This window comes from Rhodobaculum claviforme, assembly GCF_016653255.1.
In the GTDB taxonomy this organism is placed as follows: Bacteria; Pseudomonadota; Alphaproteobacteria; order Rhodobacterales; family Rhodobacteraceae; genus Rhodobaculum; species Rhodobaculum claviforme.
Genome location: NZ_NHSD01000203.1, coordinates 1 through 17,762, shown reverse-complemented (window position 1 = coordinate 17,762; position 17,762 = coordinate 1). Strand labels below are relative to the sequence as shown.

The window sequence follows — 17,762 nt, the reverse complement described above, 5'->3', positions numbered from 1 at the left end:
CCACGAGCCGTCCAAATGGACGCCCACCTTGCCGTCTCTTTCCAAGCCCAAACCTCCAACGCTCATGAGCGCAGAGAATGGCTTGGTCAGATCACCAGCGGGAGGAGGGGGTCGGCGTGGCGCTTACGGAGCACGCCGCACGGGTCAGGGACTACATCAACCAGGTCAAGGACAACCCCAACCCGCATTATTGCCAGCGCGTGACCGCCGACGACGGCAAGCTGGGAGAACAGCACCTCCGCGAGTTCCAGGACAACGAGAAGACGCTGCCGACGATCCTGACCACCTCGCACAAGCTGTCCACCGGGGTGGATGCCCGCAACATCCGCAACATCGTGCTGATGCGCCCCATCAAGTCGATGATCGAGTTCAAGCAGATCATCGGCCGGGGCACACGGACCTTCGACGGCAAGGACTTCTTCACGGTCTATGACTTCGTGAAGGCCTATGAGCACTTCAACGATCCCGAGTGGGACGGCGAACCCATCCCCCCGTACCCGCCCGGCCCCAGCCCCTCAACGAGATCACCGGGCCCGGAGCCCGATCCGCCAGAGCCGGGACAGGAAGATGATCCCCCCGCGGGCGAAAAGGTCGTCGTGAAGCTGGCCGATGGCAAGGAACGCCAGATCCTATACATCGCCGCGACGACCTACTGGTCCCACGACGGTCGCCCCATGACCGCGCAGGAGTTCATGGCCCAGCTGTTCGGCGATCTAGCTAATCTGGTGACCTCCGAAGGCGAGTTGCGGGCGATCTGGAGCGAGCCCGACCGCCGCGAGGCCTTTCTGCAGCGCCTTGGCGAGCTCGGCTATGTCGGCGACCGCATGGAGGAGATGCGCCGCCTGATCGACGCGCCGAACAGCGACATCTTCGACGTACTAGCCTACGTCAGGTTCACACTGGCACCCCTAGCCCGGAAGGAGCGCGCCGAGACAGCACGTGCAAACGGTCTTGGTGGGTACGAGGAGGAAATGCGCCAGTTCCTCGACTATGTTCTTCAAGCCTATGAGGCTCACGGTATCGAAGAGCTATCGCTCGGCAAGGTCCGGGACTTCCTTCGGATCCGCTATGGGGGCACCAACGACGCCAAGGCCGCGCTGGGGCCAGTGGCCGATATCCGGAAAGCCTTCATCGCCATCCAAGGGCACCTATTCCGCTGACAGACGGAGCAGTGGAGCTTGGATTGGCAGTTGACCGAGGGTTTGTTGCTTCAATAAACAGGAAGATAAATTTTTGGGTCGACTAATTGTTTCCGCAAAACATCAGTCGGGCACCTCGTGTGGGCGTTACCAAAACTACAAGTCCATGCTTGGCGCCGCTATACAATCGGGATGGTGGTTCTATGTAATACCCTTTTCGCTATAGCGAGCCTCAAGCCACTAAACCCGTACCTGCGCATCCGATCAGAAGGCTGACCAGAAAGACGTCCAAACGCTTGTCTGAAAAGTAGTCGCAGATTCATGATAGGCATCAGCGGCCGGCTGCACCAATATTAAGCCTTCAAGTACACGTTCGGTTCCTTCGGCGCCGGGTGCAAAGAGATTAAGTCGACCTTGCAGGTCAGTCAGGCTTCGCACATACGCGTCACGCGCATTTTCGATAGTCCTGTTCGGGGTCAGACCTTCTATAAGCTTAGACCGCAAAGCACGCACAGCTTGCTCAAGGGATTGCGCTTGCTTGGTAGTAATAGAATCTCCTGTCCGACTCGGCCCCTTGAAGGCAAGCTCACCAGCGTTACGAAATGTCGCTTCGGCTGCGCCAATCTCTGACAGCGTAGCATTGAAATTCTTGACCATCGTCCGTCGATGCTCAATCATCTCAGAAGTCATATACCCGAGAAAAGTGCCGGCCAGCAAAACAATAGATATCAAGCCCTTGAACGCCCAGATGAACCGGGCAATTGCCCAAAATGGACCAAGCCTATTCATTATGGTGAACGTGTCCATCAACCCTACCGCCGGTCCGCGCGTGGAAATCGCGTACATATTCCAAGATTTCGTCAAGGCTATCGGCCCCAGAAGCTCGAACGAAAGCATAGGTCTTCTCATGGGTCTCGGCAAGTTGCGCATCGGCCACACCTGCTAGGCCGTCTGTGTTCTCAAGCACCAGATTCCTAGCCTGCACCATGTCCCAGACATCCGCGCCGACATACCCCGCCAGCGCCAGCACCATGATGACCTTTACCACCGGTGCGACACGGCGGGTGACCGACTCGACGAGAACACTGCCGGGCGAACCGATGTTGGCATGCAACACCGGTCCCTGAGGGTCAGGTTGCATGAAGACCACATTGTGCATGGTCAACTGTTCTCTATCACCACGCTCCACACGCGCTAGAGTCTCATCAACCAGGGTCGTAAGGGCTCCGATGATGTTAAGGTCAGTGCCCGAAACGCGCCGACGCGTGACTTCGATCTCCGCCACTGCTTTCCTGCCAATGATTTCAAAGTCACCGTAGTACTGCCGGTATAGCAACTCTGTCTCACGTGCAGCATATTCATGGGTCCAAACGCGTTTCCGCATTGGCCTAAAGAAGTCTGGGTCCAGATTTTGCATCGGGAGATTCTTCACGTTCTTCAGTCGACGGCCGAGGTAGGAAAACTCACTCCTGTGGCCAGCCCCTCTGAATCTAATACGCGGCGCGTCAGGAGCGACTAATTCACCGAACATTCCGTTGCGTGTTAGGTCAGGGTTAGGGACAAAAATCAGAGAACCTTCGGGGAGAGTGTGCAAAATTTCGTCAGCCGTGTTCCGGTATAACGCAACTCTCGGTGGAGCTTCCGCCCCAGCGTAATCTTCCAGGGCTTGCGACGGGCGGTTTTCGCCCCTTCTTTCCTCGGTCTTGACCCATTCCGCAAACGCACGCGCCCGCGTGATCTGGGCATCAATGCCGGCCGCATCTCTCGGACGGACACCATCCTCGATTTCAAGGAATGCCAAGTCCGGGGCAATCGCCTGGCTCTCCGTGGTCGGTCCTAGTAGGTGATAACCGGTTCCAGGGCGAACCATGTAGACTCTGTGGGCAGTAGGAAGCACCTTGGTCTTTATGTCGACGGTAACCATGTAGCCTTAACTTTCTTGCGTTGCCTGACATGTTATTGGCCATAGGTAGACGGATGGTCAACGCGTAGTTGCTTGGCGCATCTACAACTCCAAATGCAGATGACATCTTGACACCGCCACGCTTGGCTATGTCCCGTATGGCAGTGTAGGCCTCAAGCGGCGCTGACAGGGTCTGCATGCGCGTTCGCGTCCGACATCGGCCCGGCGCTGTACCCTGCATTTCTTGGGAGGTAGCGGATCTCAGCGAACTACAGGGCGCGGGCTGATCGGTCCGCCGTCTCAAGGTTGAGGTGGTCATGCATCGCCACGGGGTCGGGCCGGGCCTGCGCCTCCAGTTCCTCCAGCCGCTTGACCACGCGATAGCGCAGATCGGCGCGGTAGCCGAGGATCAGCGTCACGGTCAGATCGCGCGGCAGGAGGTATTCCTTGCGCATCTGCCCCTTTGCGTCCCGATATTCGGCGGCACAGTCAACCGCCCCAAACTTGGGGTGGTTGATTTCCGCCAGCATCTTCTCGATGTCGCGCAGCACATGGTCGTGCTGCTTCTCCACCAGCTCCGCGATCTCGCGCGAGGACATGATGACGGCCTGCGCCGCCGGGATCATCAGGCTCTATCGACTGGATGCGCCCAGCGGTCTCAAAGGGTCGGTTTTCAAAACTGACCCTTCCGAAGTCCTCTCGTTCCTGAATTTCTGTGCGGACGAGCTTGATGAAAACCCGTCGGGGCTGCTCGTCCGCCACCCGCGGTCGCAGCGTTGCCCTCGGTTGCCCTCGGTTGGCGCTGGCTCGCAACCTTCCAAGCCGCCACTTGGAACCACAGCGAGCGCCGAAAAGATACACCCGGCAGCATCCTGCGCCCCGCATGGCCTCGTGATCTGGCGAAAAGGACAGGGCCCCCGATCACCTACGGCCACTCGGCGCACACGATGGCGAAAAAGACAGGGTGCCCCGGATTGCGGCGTGGGGCCCCTCGCTCGCTACACCCATGGCCTACGCAGCTACTCTGCCGCCCCAGTTTGCTCCAAGGCCCGCACCAATCAACATCGGAGATGCAACAGCAACCGCAGCAGCGCTGCGGCCTGCACCTCCAGTTCCTGCCAGCGGTCCACCACGCGGGCGGTGAACTCGGGCGAGAGCTGCGCGACCACGATGTAGGTGTCGCGCTGGCCGAGGTGGTAGACGCGCGTGGCATCGGTGCGGCCGTTCTGGCTGGGCTCAGGCACGCCCACCGTTGGTGGTTGTCGCAACTTCTTGTTCGTCCCCCGTTGGGGGTTGGACAAATATTCTCCGGCCCATCGCGTCCTTGGATTCTTCGTCCTCAGACTGAGGGCGGACAAATACCCCATGTTCCGCCAGGGCTTCGATGCTGTGCTTCACGCTGTCATGCCGCTTGACCACCCGATAGCGGAGGTCGGCGCGGTAGCCGAGGATCAGGGTGACGGTCAGGTCGCGCGGCAGGAGATACTCCTTGAAGGACCGGCCGGTAGCATCCCTGTATTTGCTAAGGAAATCACTGGCCCCAAGTTTGGGGTGAGTGATCTCGGCCAGCATCTTCTCGATGTCGCGCAGTACTCGGCCCGAATCCGGCCTCAGTGCCGGTCGGCCCAAACTTGGGCTCACCTATCCCGGCCACCCCTTGCCCGACGCGGCACGCACGCAGCGCCGGGCCGGGGTGTCCCGTTGCCTGGCTCGGCAGCGGCTTCATGTTGCGGCCGCACCCGAGCCGCGATCTGCGGCGCGAGGTCGGGCTCGATCCCCGCCAGGGCCGCGACGGTGCGCGCGTCGGCGGTGCGCAGCCACCGATCCTCCGGGTTGCGCCGGGCCTCGCTGATGGCTTCCCGAAAAACCGCGACCCACAGGTTGCGCATGTTGCGCGCGGGCTCTTCGAGAAGATCATTGCCGCAGGCGTCTGGCATGGGTGGTCAGTCCTTGGCCAGGGGCGCGGTGGAGCCGCGGCGGCAGATGTCCGCGATGAGGTCACGCAGGGGGTCGGCACGCGGGGCCTCGTCCTGGTCGCGGTACAGCCCGAGGTGCCGCATCAGCATGTCGGCGGCCTTCAGGCGGTCGTGCATCAGCACCTCCATGGAGCCGGTCTTGGGGTTGTGCCGCACGCCCCGGAACAGCGCCTTGGCGCTGGGCGACATCTGATCGACCGGAGTATAGGCGACACGGGGCTGCCCGCGCCCGCGGCAGGTCATGCACTCCGGATCGGGCTCGGCGCGCGCGGGATCGCGGGCATCGAGGTCGGGCCAGCAGCGCGGGCAGGGATCAATGTGGAGCTGGACCAGATCGGAGGCGTCCGCCGTGGCGATGAGGTAGAGGTGCCGGATCAGGCGATCTGCCTCCACGTCATTGCGGGCCATGATCTCGGTCTGGAGTTCTTCGATGCGCGCCTGGACCTTCACGTTTCTCAATAGGTCCCATCCTTTCGAGGACGCGCCGTTGGCGCTGTATCCGGCTTCGATGGCGGCTTGGGTGGCATTCATGGATCGGACATAGGCGGCTGCGAAGGCCTCCTGCCGGGCGTTGAGGGTGGTGGTCATCGGCGTTCTCCCTTGGGGCGGTGGCGGTTCATCCACATGTCGGCGAAGTCCTCGCCGGGGATTGGTGGGGTCAGGACGTTGACAGCCATGCCTTTGCAGGCGAGGCGGTGGGCGAGGGTGAAGGCGGCGGCCTGACCGCCGAACTTCGGATCGTTGTCGGAGAAGATCACGACCTCGTCGCAGCCCTCGGGCGGCTGCCAGCGGGCCAGCATGGCCGCGTTGAGCGCAGCCCAGACCGGCAGGTAGTAGAGCGAGGATGCCGCCTTGGCGGTCTCGATGCCCTCCGCGATCCCCAGCGGTCCTCCGGTGAAGTCGCACAACCGAACGCAGGCCCCGTCGGGCAGCTTGCCGGGCATGAGCTTTCGCGGTGTGGCCATCTCCGCCTTCGCCTTGCCGTCCGGGCGCAGAAAGGTGCGGTGCAGCGACACGTTCGCCCCATCCGGCCCCTGCACCACCGACACCAACGCGGGCCTCAAGCCCCCCTCTCCGTCGCGCAGAGCGGGCGCGAAGCGCAGGGTCCGGTGATAGACGAGATCGCCGACGCCGCGGGCGGTCAGATAGGCGTCCACCAGATCGCCGGATTGCACCGGCACGGTCTGCGCATAGACCTCGCGCAAGGCGGTCTTGCGCTGCGCCTCGGTGATCTCGGACGCGGGCTTCTCGGCGCCCACCACCTCGTTGCCCAAGATCATGTCGATTTCCGGCGCAACCTCGTTGAAGGCCTTACCGGTGAACTGCATCGCCAGCGCCATGCCGTCGCCGGCCCCGCAGGCGCCACAGATCCACGTCCCACGGCCCTCCTTGTTATCGAAACGGAAGCGGTCCGTGCCACCGCACATGGGGCACGGGCCATGCTTCCCGGTCAACGCACCCGACGGAACTCCAAGCCGCAGGAGGATGCCCCGCCACTTGCCCTTCGCCACGTCTGCGGTCTTGCGATGGAAGGTCATTTGCCACCCCCCGCCATGCGCTTCGCGTAGGCGATGCGCCTGCTCCGCTCGAAGGACATGAAGGCCTGGTCCGGCTGCTCCGTCACGTTCCGCAGGCCGCGGGGCCAGACCCGGAACTTGTCGCGGTAGAGATGCGCCGTGCGGCCGGCCGACCATCCGCGCGCTTGCTGCAGCCAAAGGGCCATGGACCAGAACGCCTGCTTCTCGGCCTTCGTCGGTGCGGACCGCTTGCCGCTGATCTGCACCAACTCGCCCTCAGCGGTCTCTACGTTCGCTGCGGGGCGCCGCTCATGGCTGCATGTCGGGCACACCCGGCCAGCGTGAAGGGTGCCGCAGGACACGCACGGCTTGGGCAGCTTCTCGGCCTTCGCCTCGCGCTTGGCTTTCTCGCCCGGCGCGGTGGTGTCGAGGTCTGCGCGGCTGATGTCGGTCACCAGCCCCAGGCGTAGGCTGTTGCCGGCATGGTCCAGGATAAGGCAGTCCTCGGTCCCGGGATTGACGCGCAGGCCACGCCCAATCTTCTGGACGTGCAGCATCTCGGAGCGCGTCGGGGCGGCGTCGATGATGCACGACACCGGCAGGTCAACGCCGGTGGTCATGGTCCGCACGGAGCAGATGACGCAGATGTCGCCCGTGCGAAAGCGGCGGTTGATCAGGTCGCGCTCCACCCGATCAGTCATCGCATCGACGTATCCGGCCGCGATGCCATGGCGCTCGAACTCGGCTTGAAGGTCAGCGGCGTGGGCGCGGTTGACAGCGAAGCACAGCGTCGGCCGGTCCTCGCCCTTTTCAAGCCACGTTTGCACCACGGACCCAATCAGGGCCGCTTGCCCCATCACGTCCGCAAGCCCGCTCTCGACGTATTCACCGGCTTGCACCTTCACCCCTGAAAGGTCCGGCACGTCGGGCGCGTAGACCTTGAACTGGGACAGGCGCCCGGCCTCGATGAGCTCGCCGATGGTCACTGGCACTACGAGGTCCTGCCACCGCAGGCCCATCCCTTTGGCCCATGGGGTTGCCGACAGCCCGACAAAGAACACGTCCTGGCGCTCGTCCATCAGCCGGTCGATGACCCGGGACCGGATGTGGCACTCGTCCACGATGATCAGGGCGGCCTCGGGGATGTCCCTGCGGGCGAGGGTCTGCACGGAGGCTACCTGAACCCTCGCCAGCGGATTGGTCCGCGGGTGATCGGCCTGCATCACTCCGATGTCGGTGATGCCTTCGGCCTCCAACGCTGCGACGGTCTGGTCGATCAAGCTGATGGCCGGGGCGGTGAAGATCACCTGTTTGCCCTTGGCCAGTGCGCGCTCGATCAGCCTCGCGGCCATGACCGTCTTCCCAGCGCCGGTGGGCATCCCGCAAACGATCAGGCGGTTGCCCAGGCGAGCAGATGCGCGGATGAGGTCCAGCGCGGTTTCCTGATGAGGCCGGAGCTCCTTCCTGGCTTGGGCCTCGGGGGGAAAGAGCGAACCATCAGCCATTGGCGCGCCCCCCCTGCACAAGGCGCAGCCTCTGGCCGGGGTTTTCCATCTCAGAAGAGTAACCCCTATCGTCGGCAACCGTCTGCCGGTTTGAAACCGGTACACGGTTGCCCCTTTGAAACCGGCTTTTTTGTGCCGGTTTGCCAACCTCCGAAACCGGCAGCGGGTTGCCGTTTTCCTTGGGTCGCTTCGGTTTGCCGAACAGGGTGTAGCGGTTCGAGGCGTTGCCCGCCGCGGTGCTCCCGCGGCGGACCTTGATGACACCCCATGTCTTCAGCACGTTCACCGCCTGACGGGCCCGGCGTTCGCCGACCCCGCAGTCTTCGGCGATGGTCTTCATGCCCGGGAAACAAGCGCCGGTCCGGTCATGGTGACGGTAAGCCAGAACCAGCAACACGCACCTTTCGGTGGGCGGCAGGGTCAACAGGGGCAGGAGTGCATGGGCCCACTTGATCGCGCGGATGCTCATGCCCGCGCCCTCCGCGCGGCGCGCATGTCCCGGCGGGCTGCGGCGGTGGCGTCTTTCTCCAGCCGAGCCTCGCGCTCGGCGCGCTGCGCATCGGTGAGGTGTGCGAGGTGGGCCTCCAGCTCATCACTGCGCCAGAGGTTCTTGCCCCCCAGCAGCAGCGGCTGCGGCAGGCGCCCGGTCGCGATGTCCTTGTAGATCGCGCCGCGCGATCGGCCCCCTAGAGCCTCACGAATGTCGTTCATTGTCAGGTATTTAAACGCGGCCATCTGTACCTCCGATTGGCTATCGTGAGGCAGATCTGGTCGTGCATGTCCCCCGTATCGTCAGACTCAAATACAGTCTCCGACCAGGCCAGCGGTCGGGCGTCCACGGAGTAGCATCACGGCAGTGTCGGGCTCGAAGTTTCGATGGGTCTAAGGTTGCACGGTCTGTCGGCTTGGCCGATTACACCTGCGCACGCTCATGTGTTGGCACCCGCCATTGGGACGGACGAGGTGGTCAGCCCCGGCGTCTGCCACCGAGGTCGGGATGCGGAGGCCGGGTGACGTCAGTCAGGGCACGCTGGTGTGGGGCTAGGCCCGCAGGCAGCGCCCGAAGAGGCGCCCGACCTCCCTCGGATCTTCAAGGTGCGCGTCCTTGGACTGGACCAGCCTGCGCATGATGGCCTCGGTCGTGACCCGAATGTCGAACTCATCGTCCCTGTTGCGCGGCAACTCGCTGTGCACAGCGCGGGCAACATGATCCGCCAGCCGGTTGGACTGCAGCCGGCCGATGGCCATCGCGACCGCGTCCGCAGCGCTGTTCCTGGGCGCGCCCTCATGCTTCGTGTGGTTGCGAGACGCCTTGAGGCCCATGCCCTCAGCAATGCCCAGGAGATGCGCGGCGATCCACCGCCCTCTGCGCTGTTCCTGTCGGCCTCTCGTTGTTTTGGGTCCGTGAAACCTTCCGGCCAAGATCGCCCGTGCTTCAGCGATGCTGTCCTGCAGGCCATCATGGAGTCGCAGCATCGCGGCGAGATCCATGACCTCAGGTGTGTCCTCAAAAGTCGCCTCGACCTCCTCTGGGGTCAGCAGGTCCAGTCGGGCGCCGGGGTCGAGGCGCAGGGCGGCTTTCGCCGCCATGGCGCCAAGCAGGTCGAGGCACTCAGCAAGCGCGCTCCAGACGTTCGTAAGAAGGTCTTCGATGCTGTTATCAGCCATCCGCGAAAAGCGTTTGCCGGCGAGCGATGTTGCAGCGTCGTCCACCATGGTGAACAGGGCCTTCCCCTCTGCGGTACTGGTCGGGCCGGGCGAGAAAACCTGGGCTGCCTTGGCGCAGTCTCGCACATGATCATGGAGCCGCGCGAGCCGGCCCACCAGTTCTTCGTCACGGAGACGCGCCCTGCCGGTGACATGCCGCGAGCGGCCGACCATCGACTCCCGTTTGAGAAGATGTCGCGCGCGGGCCTCCAGTGCATGCACAACCTCCTCGAAAGGGACCGCGTCGCCGTCGTCGCACATGTTCTCTGTGCTCCGGAGGGGCTGATCATTTCCCTTTCGGTTGCGCCAGAGCTGCGCCCATGCATCGTCATTCATCGAACGGTCGCCTCAACCTGCGCCGGCCAGCTTGACCAGCTTTCCCGTCGCGCCGGTCACATGCTCGGCCCAGCGGTGCATCAGCACCCGGCGCTGGTCGATGAAGTCGGTACGTCTGTAGCTCTTCACCACCTTGGAGCCGGCGACATGGCCCAGCACGGTCTCGGCGACTTCGTGGGGCGCGTCGGTGCACTCGGCCAGCCAATCGCGCAGGGATGACCGGAAGCCGTGGGGGCGTTCGGACATCCCGCGTCGCTCCATCAGCCGGGCCATCGTGGCGTCGGAGATTACACCCTTGCGCGCAGATGGGAACAGAAAGCCATCGCGCTCGAATGGGCGAGCCAGCTCGATCACCCGCAGCGCCTCCGCGGACAGTGGCACGAAGAAGTCGGCGGTCTTGTCCTTGCGCCCCTTCATCGCATCCCCCGGGACGGTCCATGTATCCCCCTCGATCTGGTCAGCCCGGAGGAACCGCAGGGGCCCGGAGCGCACTCCGGTCAGGATCAGCAGGCGCAGGGCGAGGTGCGTGATCGTTGGCTCGGCCAGGGTGGCATAGAATTCCGGCACGTCGCGCCAGTGGACTGCGGGGATGTGCTGGCGCTCACGACGGGACTTGCCCAGGAGGGCGCGGGCCTTGGCTGGAGCCTGGAGGTCCACTTCCAGACCCAGCGCGGCGGCATGGTTCAGCACGATCCCGATGCGCTGGAGGGCCTTCTGGGCCGCCTCCGCGCCGCGCCCGTGCCAGATGGGCGCGAGACAGTCCCGGATGTCGCGCTGGTCGATGTCGGTGACGGGCACCCGGCCCAGCTTCGGCAGGACGTGGACCTCCAGCGGCGACATCCACCGGCCGGCCTTGCCCTCGCCCTTCAACTCGCCCTTGCGGGCTTCGAACGCATCGGCCGTGATGATCGCGAGGGTGATGTCCTCCCGCCGGGCGGCGCGGACCTCGGCCTCGCGCTCTTTGACAGGGTCACGCCCGGCCGCCGCGACCGAACGCCAGCGGTCGGCAAGATCGCGGGCCTGTGCCAGCGAGACATCCGCACCGCCGAGGCCCATCTCGCGCCGCCGCCCGTGAACGGTCAGACGCAGCACCCACTGCGCGCCACCGTCCGGACGCTTCACCAGCCACAGTCCTGCCCCGTCGCACCACTTGCCCTCTGGGGCGCGCTTCACGAATGCTGCCGATAGCCGGTTGCGCGCCCTCATGGCATATCCACCTTTTCCCGAAGCCAGATTGATCCAGCAATTTATCCACCCCAACATCTCGTATGCCTCTGAACAGGTCAAGACAGATGTGAGCAGTGAATATCAGTAATATCAGTGCAGTCGCGTCGAGTTTGGACAGGGTGGAGCTATATGTAGCAGGCATTCAATGCGCCCCACCCGCACCAGCGTGTCGACTTGAGCCGCTGATAGTTCCCCTGACGGCGCGGTAGCGCCTGGACCTCATCCACCCAAGTGTCTGACTGAAGTCGGCCATACCCCGCCCCGCGGATGCACGGAACCGACGCGGCGGGGATGTGGGCGGTTCGGCGCGTCAGCCCTCGCCAGGGCGGCGCAGTGCTGGCTGAGGCGGAACAGGCGGCCGGGCAGGCGCTCCATGCCACGCGCGCGCTGGCTTCGATTCGGCGGACGATGGCGATGATCCCTTGGACGTCGGCTTCGGTGGAGGTTTTCCGATGCGTGCCGCGGCGGGCGGCTTTGTCTTTGGCGTGACTTCGGCCCGCGTTGGAAAACCTCCCAAGGAGGAAGCCGCGAGGGGTCGGGAGGTCTCTATGGGGAAAGAGCGCTGAGGGTGGTGGCTGGGGTCGGTCTCAGCTTGGGATCGTGTCCTTTGCTCGCGTCGGGACGGGCCGTTTCTGGGCACAGGCGGTCTGGAAACGTGCGCCATGGGCGCCATCCTAGCCTGCGAGGCGCGGCGCGGTGGGCGGGCGGAACATGCGGGATCGGCCGGTCCCGTTTTGGCTGGGGCCGGCATGACGACGATCTGGGGGATGGGCGCGTCATCCTGCAGCCTGGTCCCTCGGTGGGGCGCATGGCCGGGGTTTCTGGCCGCGCCGGAAGATCTCGATCACGCGCATGGGGCCGCCGCAGCAGGGGCAGGGCTTGCGCAGGGTCAGCTGGACGGGTTTGACCTCCGCCTTGGGTGGCACGGTGGCGCTTGGCGTGCCGAGCAGGGCGCGGACCTTCGCGATGTTGGCCTTGCGGCCGGCGCTGGCCAGCAGGCCGTAATGGCGGATGCGGTGAAAGCCGTCGGGCAGGATATGGAGCAGGAGGCGGCGGATGAACGCCCCGGTGACCAGCCGCATGACCCGCTGCCGGTCGCCCCGCTTGATGCGACACTCCTTCCAGCGGAAGGCGACGGTTGCGGCGTCGGCGCTGACCAGGCGACTGTTCGAGATCGCCACCCGGTGCGTGTCGCGGCTGAGATAGGCCAGCACCGCCTCGGGTCCGCTGAACGGCGGTTTGGCGTAGACACCCCATTTGGACTTGCGGAACGGGGCCAGGCAGGCGGCGAAAGCCCCGGCATCTGCCAGTCCGGCCAAGGCTCCGAAGAAGGACAGAGCACCAGCACGCTGAACCGCCCCGGGTTTGCCGGCGGGCAAAACTCTCGAAGGATGCCCTCCCATGGACATGAAGAAGACCACGACGAGCCCGTACCCGGCAGAGTTCCGCGAGCGGGCGGTGCAGATGGTCATCGATCATCTCGACAGCTATGCGAGCCTGACGGCCGCGGTGCGCGACATCGCGGCCAGGCTCGGTTGCTCGCCCGACAGCCTGCGGGTCAGGGTCACAAGCAGTCTCAGCGCGATACCGGCCGACTACCCGGGCCCAGCACCGCGGAGAAGGCGCGCATCAAGGAACGCGAGCGCGACAACCGTGAGCTGCGGCAGGCCGATGAGATCCTGAAGAAGGGTGAGCCAGTGAAGGCGGTCGCCCATCGCGGCGTCATCGGTTCGAGCCCGATGGGCGACGGTTCAAGCCCACTGGCGAACGCATATTTTGCCCAGGCGGAGCTCGACCGCCCGTTCCGCAAATGATTGCGTTCATTGAAGAGTTCCGGGGGGAGTTCGGGGCTGAGCCAGCGCGACGCCACCGGTTCGGGCCCGCTGGCGGAGGCCGATCAGTGGCGTGCTGCCGATCGCCCCGTCCAGCTGGTACGAACGCAAGGCTGCCGAGTGTGATCCCGCGCACCCCTCGCCATGGTTACTCGGACCGGTGGCGTCCCATGGCTCGATCATCGACGTGTTCGCACGGCGCATCGTCGGCTGGTGCGTCTCCACGTCGATGACCACCCGGTTCGTCCTGGATGCGCCGGCCGCAGGCGCTCTGGCAGAGAAAACCGCTTGGGAGCAGGAGCTTGATCCATCACTCCGACCGCGTGTCGCAGGACCTGTCGATCCGCTACACCGAGCGTCTGGTCGATGCCGACGTGGATCCCTCCGTCGGCACGGTCGGCGAGTCCCACGACACCACGCTGGCCGAGAGCGTCATCGGTCTGTTCAAGACCGAGGTCATCAGGCAGCTCGGGCCATGGAAAAACCTCCCGAACGTCGAGTGGGAGACCATGCACCGGGTCGACCGATCCAACACGGAGCGCCTGCACAGCGCCATCGGCTACATGCCCCCGGCAGAGGCCGAGCTGCGCCACCTTGATCCACCCGAGACCATCGGTATGGCTCGCCTGAACCGTTGAACGAAACCCCTTCCGGTAAACCCGGGGCGGGTCACGATGGAGGGCCAGCAGCCCCTCGATGAACAGGCGCCGGAACAGGCGAGAGAGCACCTTCACATGCAGAAAGAAGCCCGGGCGGCAGGGCACCCACCGGGTGCCGTCGGGCGACAGGCCACCGCCCGGGACGATCATGTGGATGTGGGGATGGTGCGTCAGTGCCGAACCCCAGGTGTGCAGGACACTGGTCATGCCGACCTGCGCGCCCGTGCGTCTGGGGTCGGCCGCGATGGTCGAGACCGTCTCGGCCGAGACGCGGAACAGCAGATCGTAGACCGCCTTCCTGTTCCAGAACGCGATCTGCGCGACCTCGGCCGGCAGGGTGAAGACGACGTGAAAGTCTTCCACCGCCATCGGCCCGCGCGGCCATCCCGTCGCGCGCGGCCGGTCCCTGGCACTTCGGGCAGTGCCGGTTCTTGCAGGAGTTGCAGGCGTTGTGGTGGTGATCACAACTGGCGCAGCTCGCCACATGCCTGGCCCAAGCGCCTCGGTCCGGCAGGTCTCGATCGCTGACATCACCTTCAGCTGACTCAGGCTGACATGCCCCGCATTGGCCTGCCGCCACGCAGGTCCGTCGTGCTGAATGCACGCCTCCGGCATGACGGCACGGAAGGCATCTGCCAGCTCCCGCTTCGGCCGGATCATCCCGGCGCCCTGTCACTCCAGGCTTCGCTTCACCGTCTGATCCTGCAACTTGGCCAGCATCTCGCAGGGGCTGACGGTGTCGCGGATCGTCCTGGTGCCGACATGGGTGTCACGCGCGGTGGTCGTCAGCCCGGCGTGACCCAGCAGCACCTGGATCACCCGCACGTCCGTGTTGGCCTCCAGCCGATGCGTGGCGAAGCTATGGCGCAACGTGTGCAGTGTCGCGGGCTTCCTGACGCCGGCCATATGCTTGGCCGACGTGACGGCGCGGTTCCGCTGGCGGGCGGAGCTCGGGTTGATCCTGGGCTTGCCCGGGAACAGCCAGCCTTCGGGACGCGTCTCCCGCCACCAGGCCCGCAACAACTCCAGCAGGCCGGGCGACAGCATGACCTTGCGGTCCGTCGCCCCCTTGCCCTGCTCGACGTGGGTCAGCATCCGGACGCTGTCGTCGTGTCGAAGACGCGCCTCCGGCACGATGTCGCCGATCTTGGGGTTGCAGACCTCGGCCGCCCGGAGCCCTGCGCCGGAGGAGATGCTCAGCGCGGCGCGATACTTGAGCCCGGGTCCGGGGGCTGCCATCAGGATGTCGGACACCTCCTGGACGCTGAAGGCCACGGGCAACGTCCGCGGTTCGGTGCGGAACCACATGTGGCGCTTCCTCTCCTCCCGCCCGCAGGTCATGCCGAAGAAGACGCGCAGCGCCACGATCCGCACGTTGACCGTCGACGGCGTGACCCCGGTGTCGGTCATGTGCAGTTGATAGGCCCGCAGATCCTCCGGCGTCGCGGTATCGGGGGAGCGCCCGAGAAAGGCCGCGAAATCCTTGATCGCCCGGATGTGGGACTTCTGCGCCGTGTCGCCCACACCACGGATGCGCATGTCTTCGATCATCCGCCGGCGCAGCGGGGTGGTTCTCTCCTCCTTCATGGAAACCTCCTGTCTGATGAGGGGAAGACCCCAAGCGTCAGACAGAAAGCCCCGCGGCCAAAGGCGCTACGATCAGATCAACGCTGAACACCAGCCAAGGGCGCCATTGCCGCGGAGCGGCTGCGTCCTCGGTCCCGTTTGCGCGGGCGTCCGCTCTTGTTGGCGGCCTCGATGATGTCGCAGGGTTGGGGGAAGCGGCGGCGCGCGGTCGGACGGCCGGGGATGCGGGTGTGGTCCGTGACGGGCTGTGTGTCGGGCGCGGTGATTCGAACCGGCCGTGCAAGGGGCCGTGGGGCGCCTTTCGGGCCCGCGCCTCTGGCGGAGTTGCGGACCTTTGGCATCCCCTGTGCGAGGCCGCTTCAGCTTTCTGAACCCGATGAGGGTTTCTGGTCGGGGCGACTGGATTCGAACCAGCGACCTTCGGTACCCAAAACCGACGCGCTACCAGGCTGCGCCACACCCCGACCCGGTCTTGATAGACTGCGCCGGGCGTCGGGGAAAGCCCCGCCGAGGGAGGAGCGCCGTCAGGCGCGCGCCTCGGCCCAGAGCGCTTCGGCGCCGCGCGCCAGGGCGGCGAGGTCGCGGTCCAGACGCGCCTGCACGCGCGCACGCAGCATGTGGAGCGAGCCGATCAGCAGCCGGCCCTGCATGTTCACCGGGCGCAGTTCGGCGCGCAGGTCGACCTGCGTCACCTCGGCCGACAGTTCGCTGAACCGCACGGCGCCCTGTGCGGTGGCGACGCGGGCCTCCAGCGCGATCTGCAACCCCTCGGGCGGGGTGGCGCCCTCCAGCATCAGGACCACCGGCCACAGCTCGTCGCGGAACGGGTAGCGCAGGGCATAGCGCACCTGTGCGCCGTCGTGTTCGGGGGCGGCCACCTCGGCGCCCCGGCCCGCGGCCGCGCGGGCGAGGCGGTCGAACTCGGTCGCTCGGGCAAAGACGAAGTCGCGCGGGGCGTGGATGCGGTCGGAGGCGGTGAGTATCATCCCTTGGGTTCCTCTAGTCCAGCCGGTCCGCCAGCCATTGGCGGATCAGGAAATGCGCGATGGCGCCGGGCCGGGCGCCGCGGATGCGGGGATGGTGGCCGCCGAGGATATCCACCAGCGTCTGCCGGTCCAGCCATTCGGCGGCCTCGATTTCCTTGGGGTCGAGGCTGAGGGTGTCGTCCAGCGCCTCGGCCGCGCAGCCCAGCATCAGGGATGCGGGAAACGGCCACGGCTGCGAGGCGAGGTAGCGCACCGCGCCCACCGGCACGCCGACCTCCTCGCGGACCTCGCGGCGCACGGCGGCCTCGATCGTCTCGCCGGGTTCGATGAACCCCGCGAGCAGGGAATACATCCCCTCGGGCCAGCCCGGAGAGCGGCCCAGCAGCAGCCGGTCGCCGCGTGTGACCAGCATGATCACCACCGGGTCCGAGCGCGGGAAATGGCTGGTGGAGCAGGCGTCGCAGTGGCGCCGCCAGCCGGCCTCGCGCATGGCGCTGCGCGCGCCGCAGGCCGAACAGAACCGGTGGCTGCGGTGCCAGCCGATCAGCGCGCGGGCGGTGACGATCAGCTCCGCCTCGCGGGGGGGCAGGCGGGTCATCACGCTCCGCAGCTCGGTGAAGCGGTGGTCGGTGGGCAGGTCGGGGTGGTGCTGTTCGCTGGGATCGGAAAACGCCGCCAGCGCGGCCACGTCCAGATCCGGTGGCTGCCAGTCCGAGACGTCGACCGCGAACCGCGGCGCCCCGTCGGCCAGCCCCAGAAACAGCGGCGGCTCGCGGCTCGGCGCGGCCACGGCATGGCCGGTCGCCAGCCAGCCCGGCCGGTCCCGGCCGTCGCCCGCGATCAGCGGCTTGCCGCGCCACATCGGCAGGACGCGGGCGGCCGGATCGGACAGCAGCCGGGCGACCGCCGCATCGTCGCCGCGCAGATGCGCGCCCCGGTCCAGGCCCGCCTGCGCGCCGGCCCCGCCGGTTCCACCAAAGGTCACCGCCTCGGCCAGCCGCATGGTCGTTGTTCCCCGTTCCGTGATCGCAGCCACCTTTTGGCATGCCCGCCGCGGCAGGGCAAACGCCGCGCGCCGCGCGCCACGCTGTTGCGCGAATGCAACCCCGGGATGAGCAGAAGTGTTGCACTCGCGCTTTTGGGGTTTCCCCCGACGGTCGGCCCCCTAGCCTGTCAAGTCGGCCCATGTGGTCGGCGCAGGAGCGATCGGAGGACATGTGACCGGCGACGAGGACGTCTCAGCCCAGTCCGCGGACACGGTGTGGTCGCTGCGGATCCTCGCGACCAGTGATCTGCACATGTCGCTCATCGACTATGACTACCACACCGATGCGCCGGCCCGGCCCGGCGGCGCGCCGGGGGTGGGGGGGGTGGCGGGCGCCCTGTCG

Annotated in this window: 17 protein-coding genes, 1 tRNA gene, 3 pseudogenes and 1 other annotated feature; of the genes and pseudogenes, 2 read left to right on the top strand and 19 right to left on the bottom strand. The window is 65.8% G+C overall.

Annotated features, from left to right (window positions below):
• Positions 1 to 89 precede the first annotated feature (89 nt).
• Positions 90 to 1,160 (top strand): annotated as a pseudogene (locus CCR87_RS17625) (type I restriction-modification enzyme R subunit C-terminal domain-containing protein); the annotation flags it as partial.
• A gap of 243 nt (positions 1,161 to 1,403) precedes the next feature.
• Here the strand turns inward: CCR87_RS17625 and CCR87_RS07120 are convergent.
• From CCR87_RS07120 to CCR87_RS07055, 14 genes and pseudogenes are all read right to left on the bottom strand, one after another.
• The gene (locus tag CCR87_RS07120; protein ID WP_201156862.1) at positions 1,404 to 1,946 is read right to left on the bottom strand and encodes a hypothetical protein; all 543 of its coding nucleotides are present in this window, start codon (positions 1,944 to 1,946) and stop codon (positions 1,404 to 1,406) included.
• Complete coding sequence (locus CCR87_RS07115) at positions 1,921 to 2,940, bottom strand: hypothetical protein (protein ID WP_201156861.1); 1,020 nt, start codon at positions 2,938 to 2,940, stop codon at positions 1,921 to 1,923. Before CCR87_RS07115 ends, CCR87_RS07120 begins: the two co-directional genes overlap by 26 nt.
• A gap of 371 nt (positions 2,941 to 3,311) precedes the next feature.
• Positions 3,312 to 3,668, bottom strand: a complete 357-nt coding sequence (locus CCR87_RS07110; RefSeq protein WP_201156860.1) for a Rha family transcriptional regulator — start codon at positions 3,666 to 3,668, stop codon at positions 3,312 to 3,314.
• Between the two features lie 432 nt (positions 3,669 to 4,100).
• A complete protein-coding gene (locus tag CCR87_RS07105) occupies positions 4,101 to 4,286 on the bottom strand; it encodes a Rha family transcriptional regulator (RefSeq protein WP_201156859.1) in 186 nt (61 codons plus the stop codon).
• Entirely contained in the window at positions 4,279 to 4,614 is a 336-nt protein-coding gene (locus tag CCR87_RS07100; protein WP_201156858.1) for a hypothetical protein, read from the bottom strand. The genes CCR87_RS07105 and CCR87_RS07100 overlap by 8 nt, the downstream gene beginning before the upstream one ends.
• A 65-nt stretch (positions 4,615 to 4,679) precedes the next feature.
• Positions 4,680 to 4,979: a hypothetical protein gene (locus tag CCR87_RS07095; RefSeq protein ID WP_201156857.1), complete on the bottom strand. Its 300-nt coding sequence runs from the start codon at positions 4,977 to 4,979 to the stop codon at positions 4,680 to 4,682.
• Between the two features lie 6 nt (positions 4,980 to 4,985).
• Complete coding sequence (locus CCR87_RS07090) at positions 4,986 to 5,606, bottom strand: terminase small subunit (protein WP_201156856.1); 621 nt, start codon at positions 5,604 to 5,606, stop codon at positions 4,986 to 4,988.
• The gene (locus CCR87_RS07085; protein ID WP_201156855.1) at positions 5,603 to 6,556 is read right to left on the bottom strand and encodes a DUF7146 domain-containing protein; all 954 of its coding nucleotides are present in this window, start codon (positions 6,554 to 6,556) and stop codon (positions 5,603 to 5,605) included. Before CCR87_RS07085 ends, CCR87_RS07090 begins: the two co-directional genes overlap by 4 nt.
• Positions 6,553 to 8,040, bottom strand: coding sequence for a DEAD/DEAH box helicase (locus CCR87_RS07080; protein WP_201156854.1), 1,488 nt, complete (start codon positions 8,038 to 8,040; stop codon positions 6,553 to 6,555). The genes CCR87_RS07085 and CCR87_RS07080 overlap by 4 nt, the downstream gene beginning before the upstream one ends.
• Positions 8,033 to 8,509, bottom strand: coding sequence for a helix-turn-helix domain-containing protein (locus tag CCR87_RS07075; RefSeq protein WP_201156853.1), 477 nt, complete (start codon positions 8,507 to 8,509; stop codon positions 8,033 to 8,035). The genes CCR87_RS07080 and CCR87_RS07075 overlap by 8 nt, the downstream gene beginning before the upstream one ends.
• Positions 8,506 to 8,775: a helix-turn-helix transcriptional regulator gene (locus tag CCR87_RS07070; protein WP_201156852.1), complete on the bottom strand. Its 270-nt coding sequence runs from the start codon at positions 8,773 to 8,775 to the stop codon at positions 8,506 to 8,508. Before CCR87_RS07070 ends, CCR87_RS07075 begins: the two co-directional genes overlap by 4 nt.
• Before the next feature lie 306 nt (positions 8,776 to 9,081).
• Complete coding sequence (locus tag CCR87_RS07065) at positions 9,082 to 10,083, bottom strand: hypothetical protein (RefSeq protein WP_201156851.1); 1,002 nt, start codon at positions 10,081 to 10,083, stop codon at positions 9,082 to 9,084.
• Positions 10,084 to 10,095: 12 nt separating this feature from the next.
• The gene (locus CCR87_RS07060) at positions 10,096 to 11,289 is read right to left on the bottom strand and encodes a tyrosine-type recombinase/integrase (protein WP_201156850.1); all 1,194 of its coding nucleotides are present in this window, start codon (positions 11,287 to 11,289) and stop codon (positions 10,096 to 10,098) included.
• A 797-nt stretch (positions 11,290 to 12,086) separates the two neighbouring features.
• Positions 12,087 to 12,668: pseudogene (locus CCR87_RS07055) on the bottom strand (transposase); the annotation flags it as partial.
• A gap of 177 nt (positions 12,669 to 12,845) precedes the next feature.
• Between CCR87_RS07055 and CCR87_RS17700 the strand changes: the two are divergent.
• Entirely contained in the window at positions 12,846 to 13,124 is a 279-nt protein-coding gene (locus CCR87_RS17700; RefSeq protein ID WP_420850152.1) for a hypothetical protein, read from the top strand.
• Positions 13,079 to 13,233 (top strand) — a sequence feature (AL1L pseudoknot). (Overlaps the previous gene by 46 nt.)
• A gap of 580 nt (positions 13,234 to 13,813) precedes the next feature.
• Here the strand turns inward: CCR87_RS17700 and CCR87_RS07045 are convergent.
• The 5 genes and pseudogenes from CCR87_RS07045 to nudC all read right to left on the bottom strand — a co-directional run.
• A pseudogene (locus tag CCR87_RS07045) lies at positions 13,814 to 14,461 on the bottom strand (IS91 family transposase); the annotation flags it as partial.
• A gap of 12 nt (positions 14,462 to 14,473) precedes the next feature.
• Positions 14,474 to 15,388 carry a tyrosine-type recombinase/integrase gene (locus CCR87_RS07040; protein WP_201156849.1) on the bottom strand — a complete coding sequence of 305 codons (915 nt, stop codon included), beginning with the start codon at positions 15,386 to 15,388 and terminating at the stop codon, positions 14,474 to 14,476.
• A 387-nt stretch (positions 15,389 to 15,775) separates the two neighbouring features.
• A tRNA-Pro gene (locus CCR87_RS07035) sits at positions 15,776 to 15,852 on the bottom strand.
• A gap of 60 nt (positions 15,853 to 15,912) precedes the next feature.
• Complete coding sequence (locus CCR87_RS07030; RefSeq protein WP_201156848.1) at positions 15,913 to 16,374, bottom strand: hypothetical protein; 462 nt, start codon at positions 16,372 to 16,374, stop codon at positions 15,913 to 15,915.
• A gap of 13 nt (positions 16,375 to 16,387) precedes the next feature.
• Positions 16,388 to 17,377 (bottom strand): NAD(+) diphosphatase, encoded by a 990-nt coding sequence (gene nudC / locus CCR87_RS07025; RefSeq protein WP_201156864.1) that lies wholly within the window; start codon positions 17,375 to 17,377, stop codon positions 16,388 to 16,390.
• Between the last annotated feature and the right edge of the window lie 385 nt (positions 17,378 to 17,762).

Excerpts from the sequence above, each read along its gene's own strand:
- CCR87_RS07060 (WP_201156850.1), bottom strand. The coding sequence starts at position 11,289 with ATGAGGGCGCGCAACCGGCTATCGGCAGCATTCGTGAAGCGCGCCCCA.
- CCR87_RS07030 (WP_201156848.1), bottom strand. The coding sequence starts at position 16,374 with ATGATACTCACCGCCTCCGACCGCATCCACGCCCCGCGCGACTTCGTC.
- CCR87_RS07070 (WP_201156852.1), bottom strand. The coding sequence starts at position 8,775 with ATGGCCGCGTTTAAATACCTGACAATGAACGACATTCGTGAGGCTCTA.
- CCR87_RS07095 (WP_201156857.1), bottom strand. The coding sequence starts at position 4,979 with ATGCCAGACGCCTGCGGCAATGATCTTCTCGAAGAGCCCGCGCGCAAC.
- CCR87_RS07080 (WP_201156854.1), bottom strand. The coding sequence starts at position 8,040 with ATGGCTGATGGTTCGCTCTTTCCCCCCGAGGCCCAAGCCAGGAAGGAG.
- nudC (WP_201156864.1), bottom strand. The coding sequence starts at position 17,377 with ATGCGGCTGGCCGAGGCGGTGACCTTTGGTGGAACCGGCGGGGCCGGC.
- CCR87_RS07100 (WP_201156858.1), bottom strand. The coding sequence starts at position 4,614 with ATGCTGGCCGAGATCACTCACCCCAAACTTGGGGCCAGTGATTTCCTT.
- CCR87_RS07085 (WP_201156855.1), bottom strand. The coding sequence starts at position 6,556 with ATGACCTTCCATCGCAAGACCGCAGACGTGGCGAAGGGCAAGTGGCGG.
- CCR87_RS07110 (WP_201156860.1), bottom strand. The coding sequence starts at position 3,668 with ATGATCCCGGCGGCGCAGGCCGTCATCATGTCCTCGCGCGAGATCGCG.
- CCR87_RS07075 (WP_201156853.1), bottom strand. The coding sequence starts at position 8,509 with ATGAGCATCCGCGCGATCAAGTGGGCCCATGCACTCCTGCCCCTGTTG.
- CCR87_RS07090 (WP_201156856.1), bottom strand. The coding sequence starts at position 5,606 with ATGACCACCACCCTCAACGCCCGGCAGGAGGCCTTCGCAGCCGCCTAT.
- CCR87_RS07040 (WP_201156849.1), bottom strand. The coding sequence starts at position 15,388 with ATGAAGGAGGAGAGAACCACCCCGCTGCGCCGGCGGATGATCGAAGAC.
- CCR87_RS07120 (WP_201156862.1), bottom strand. The coding sequence starts at position 1,946 with ATGGACACGTTCACCATAATGAATAGGCTTGGTCCATTTTGGGCAATT.
- CCR87_RS07065 (WP_201156851.1), bottom strand. The coding sequence starts at position 10,083 with ATGAATGACGATGCATGGGCGCAGCTCTGGCGCAACCGAAAGGGAAAT.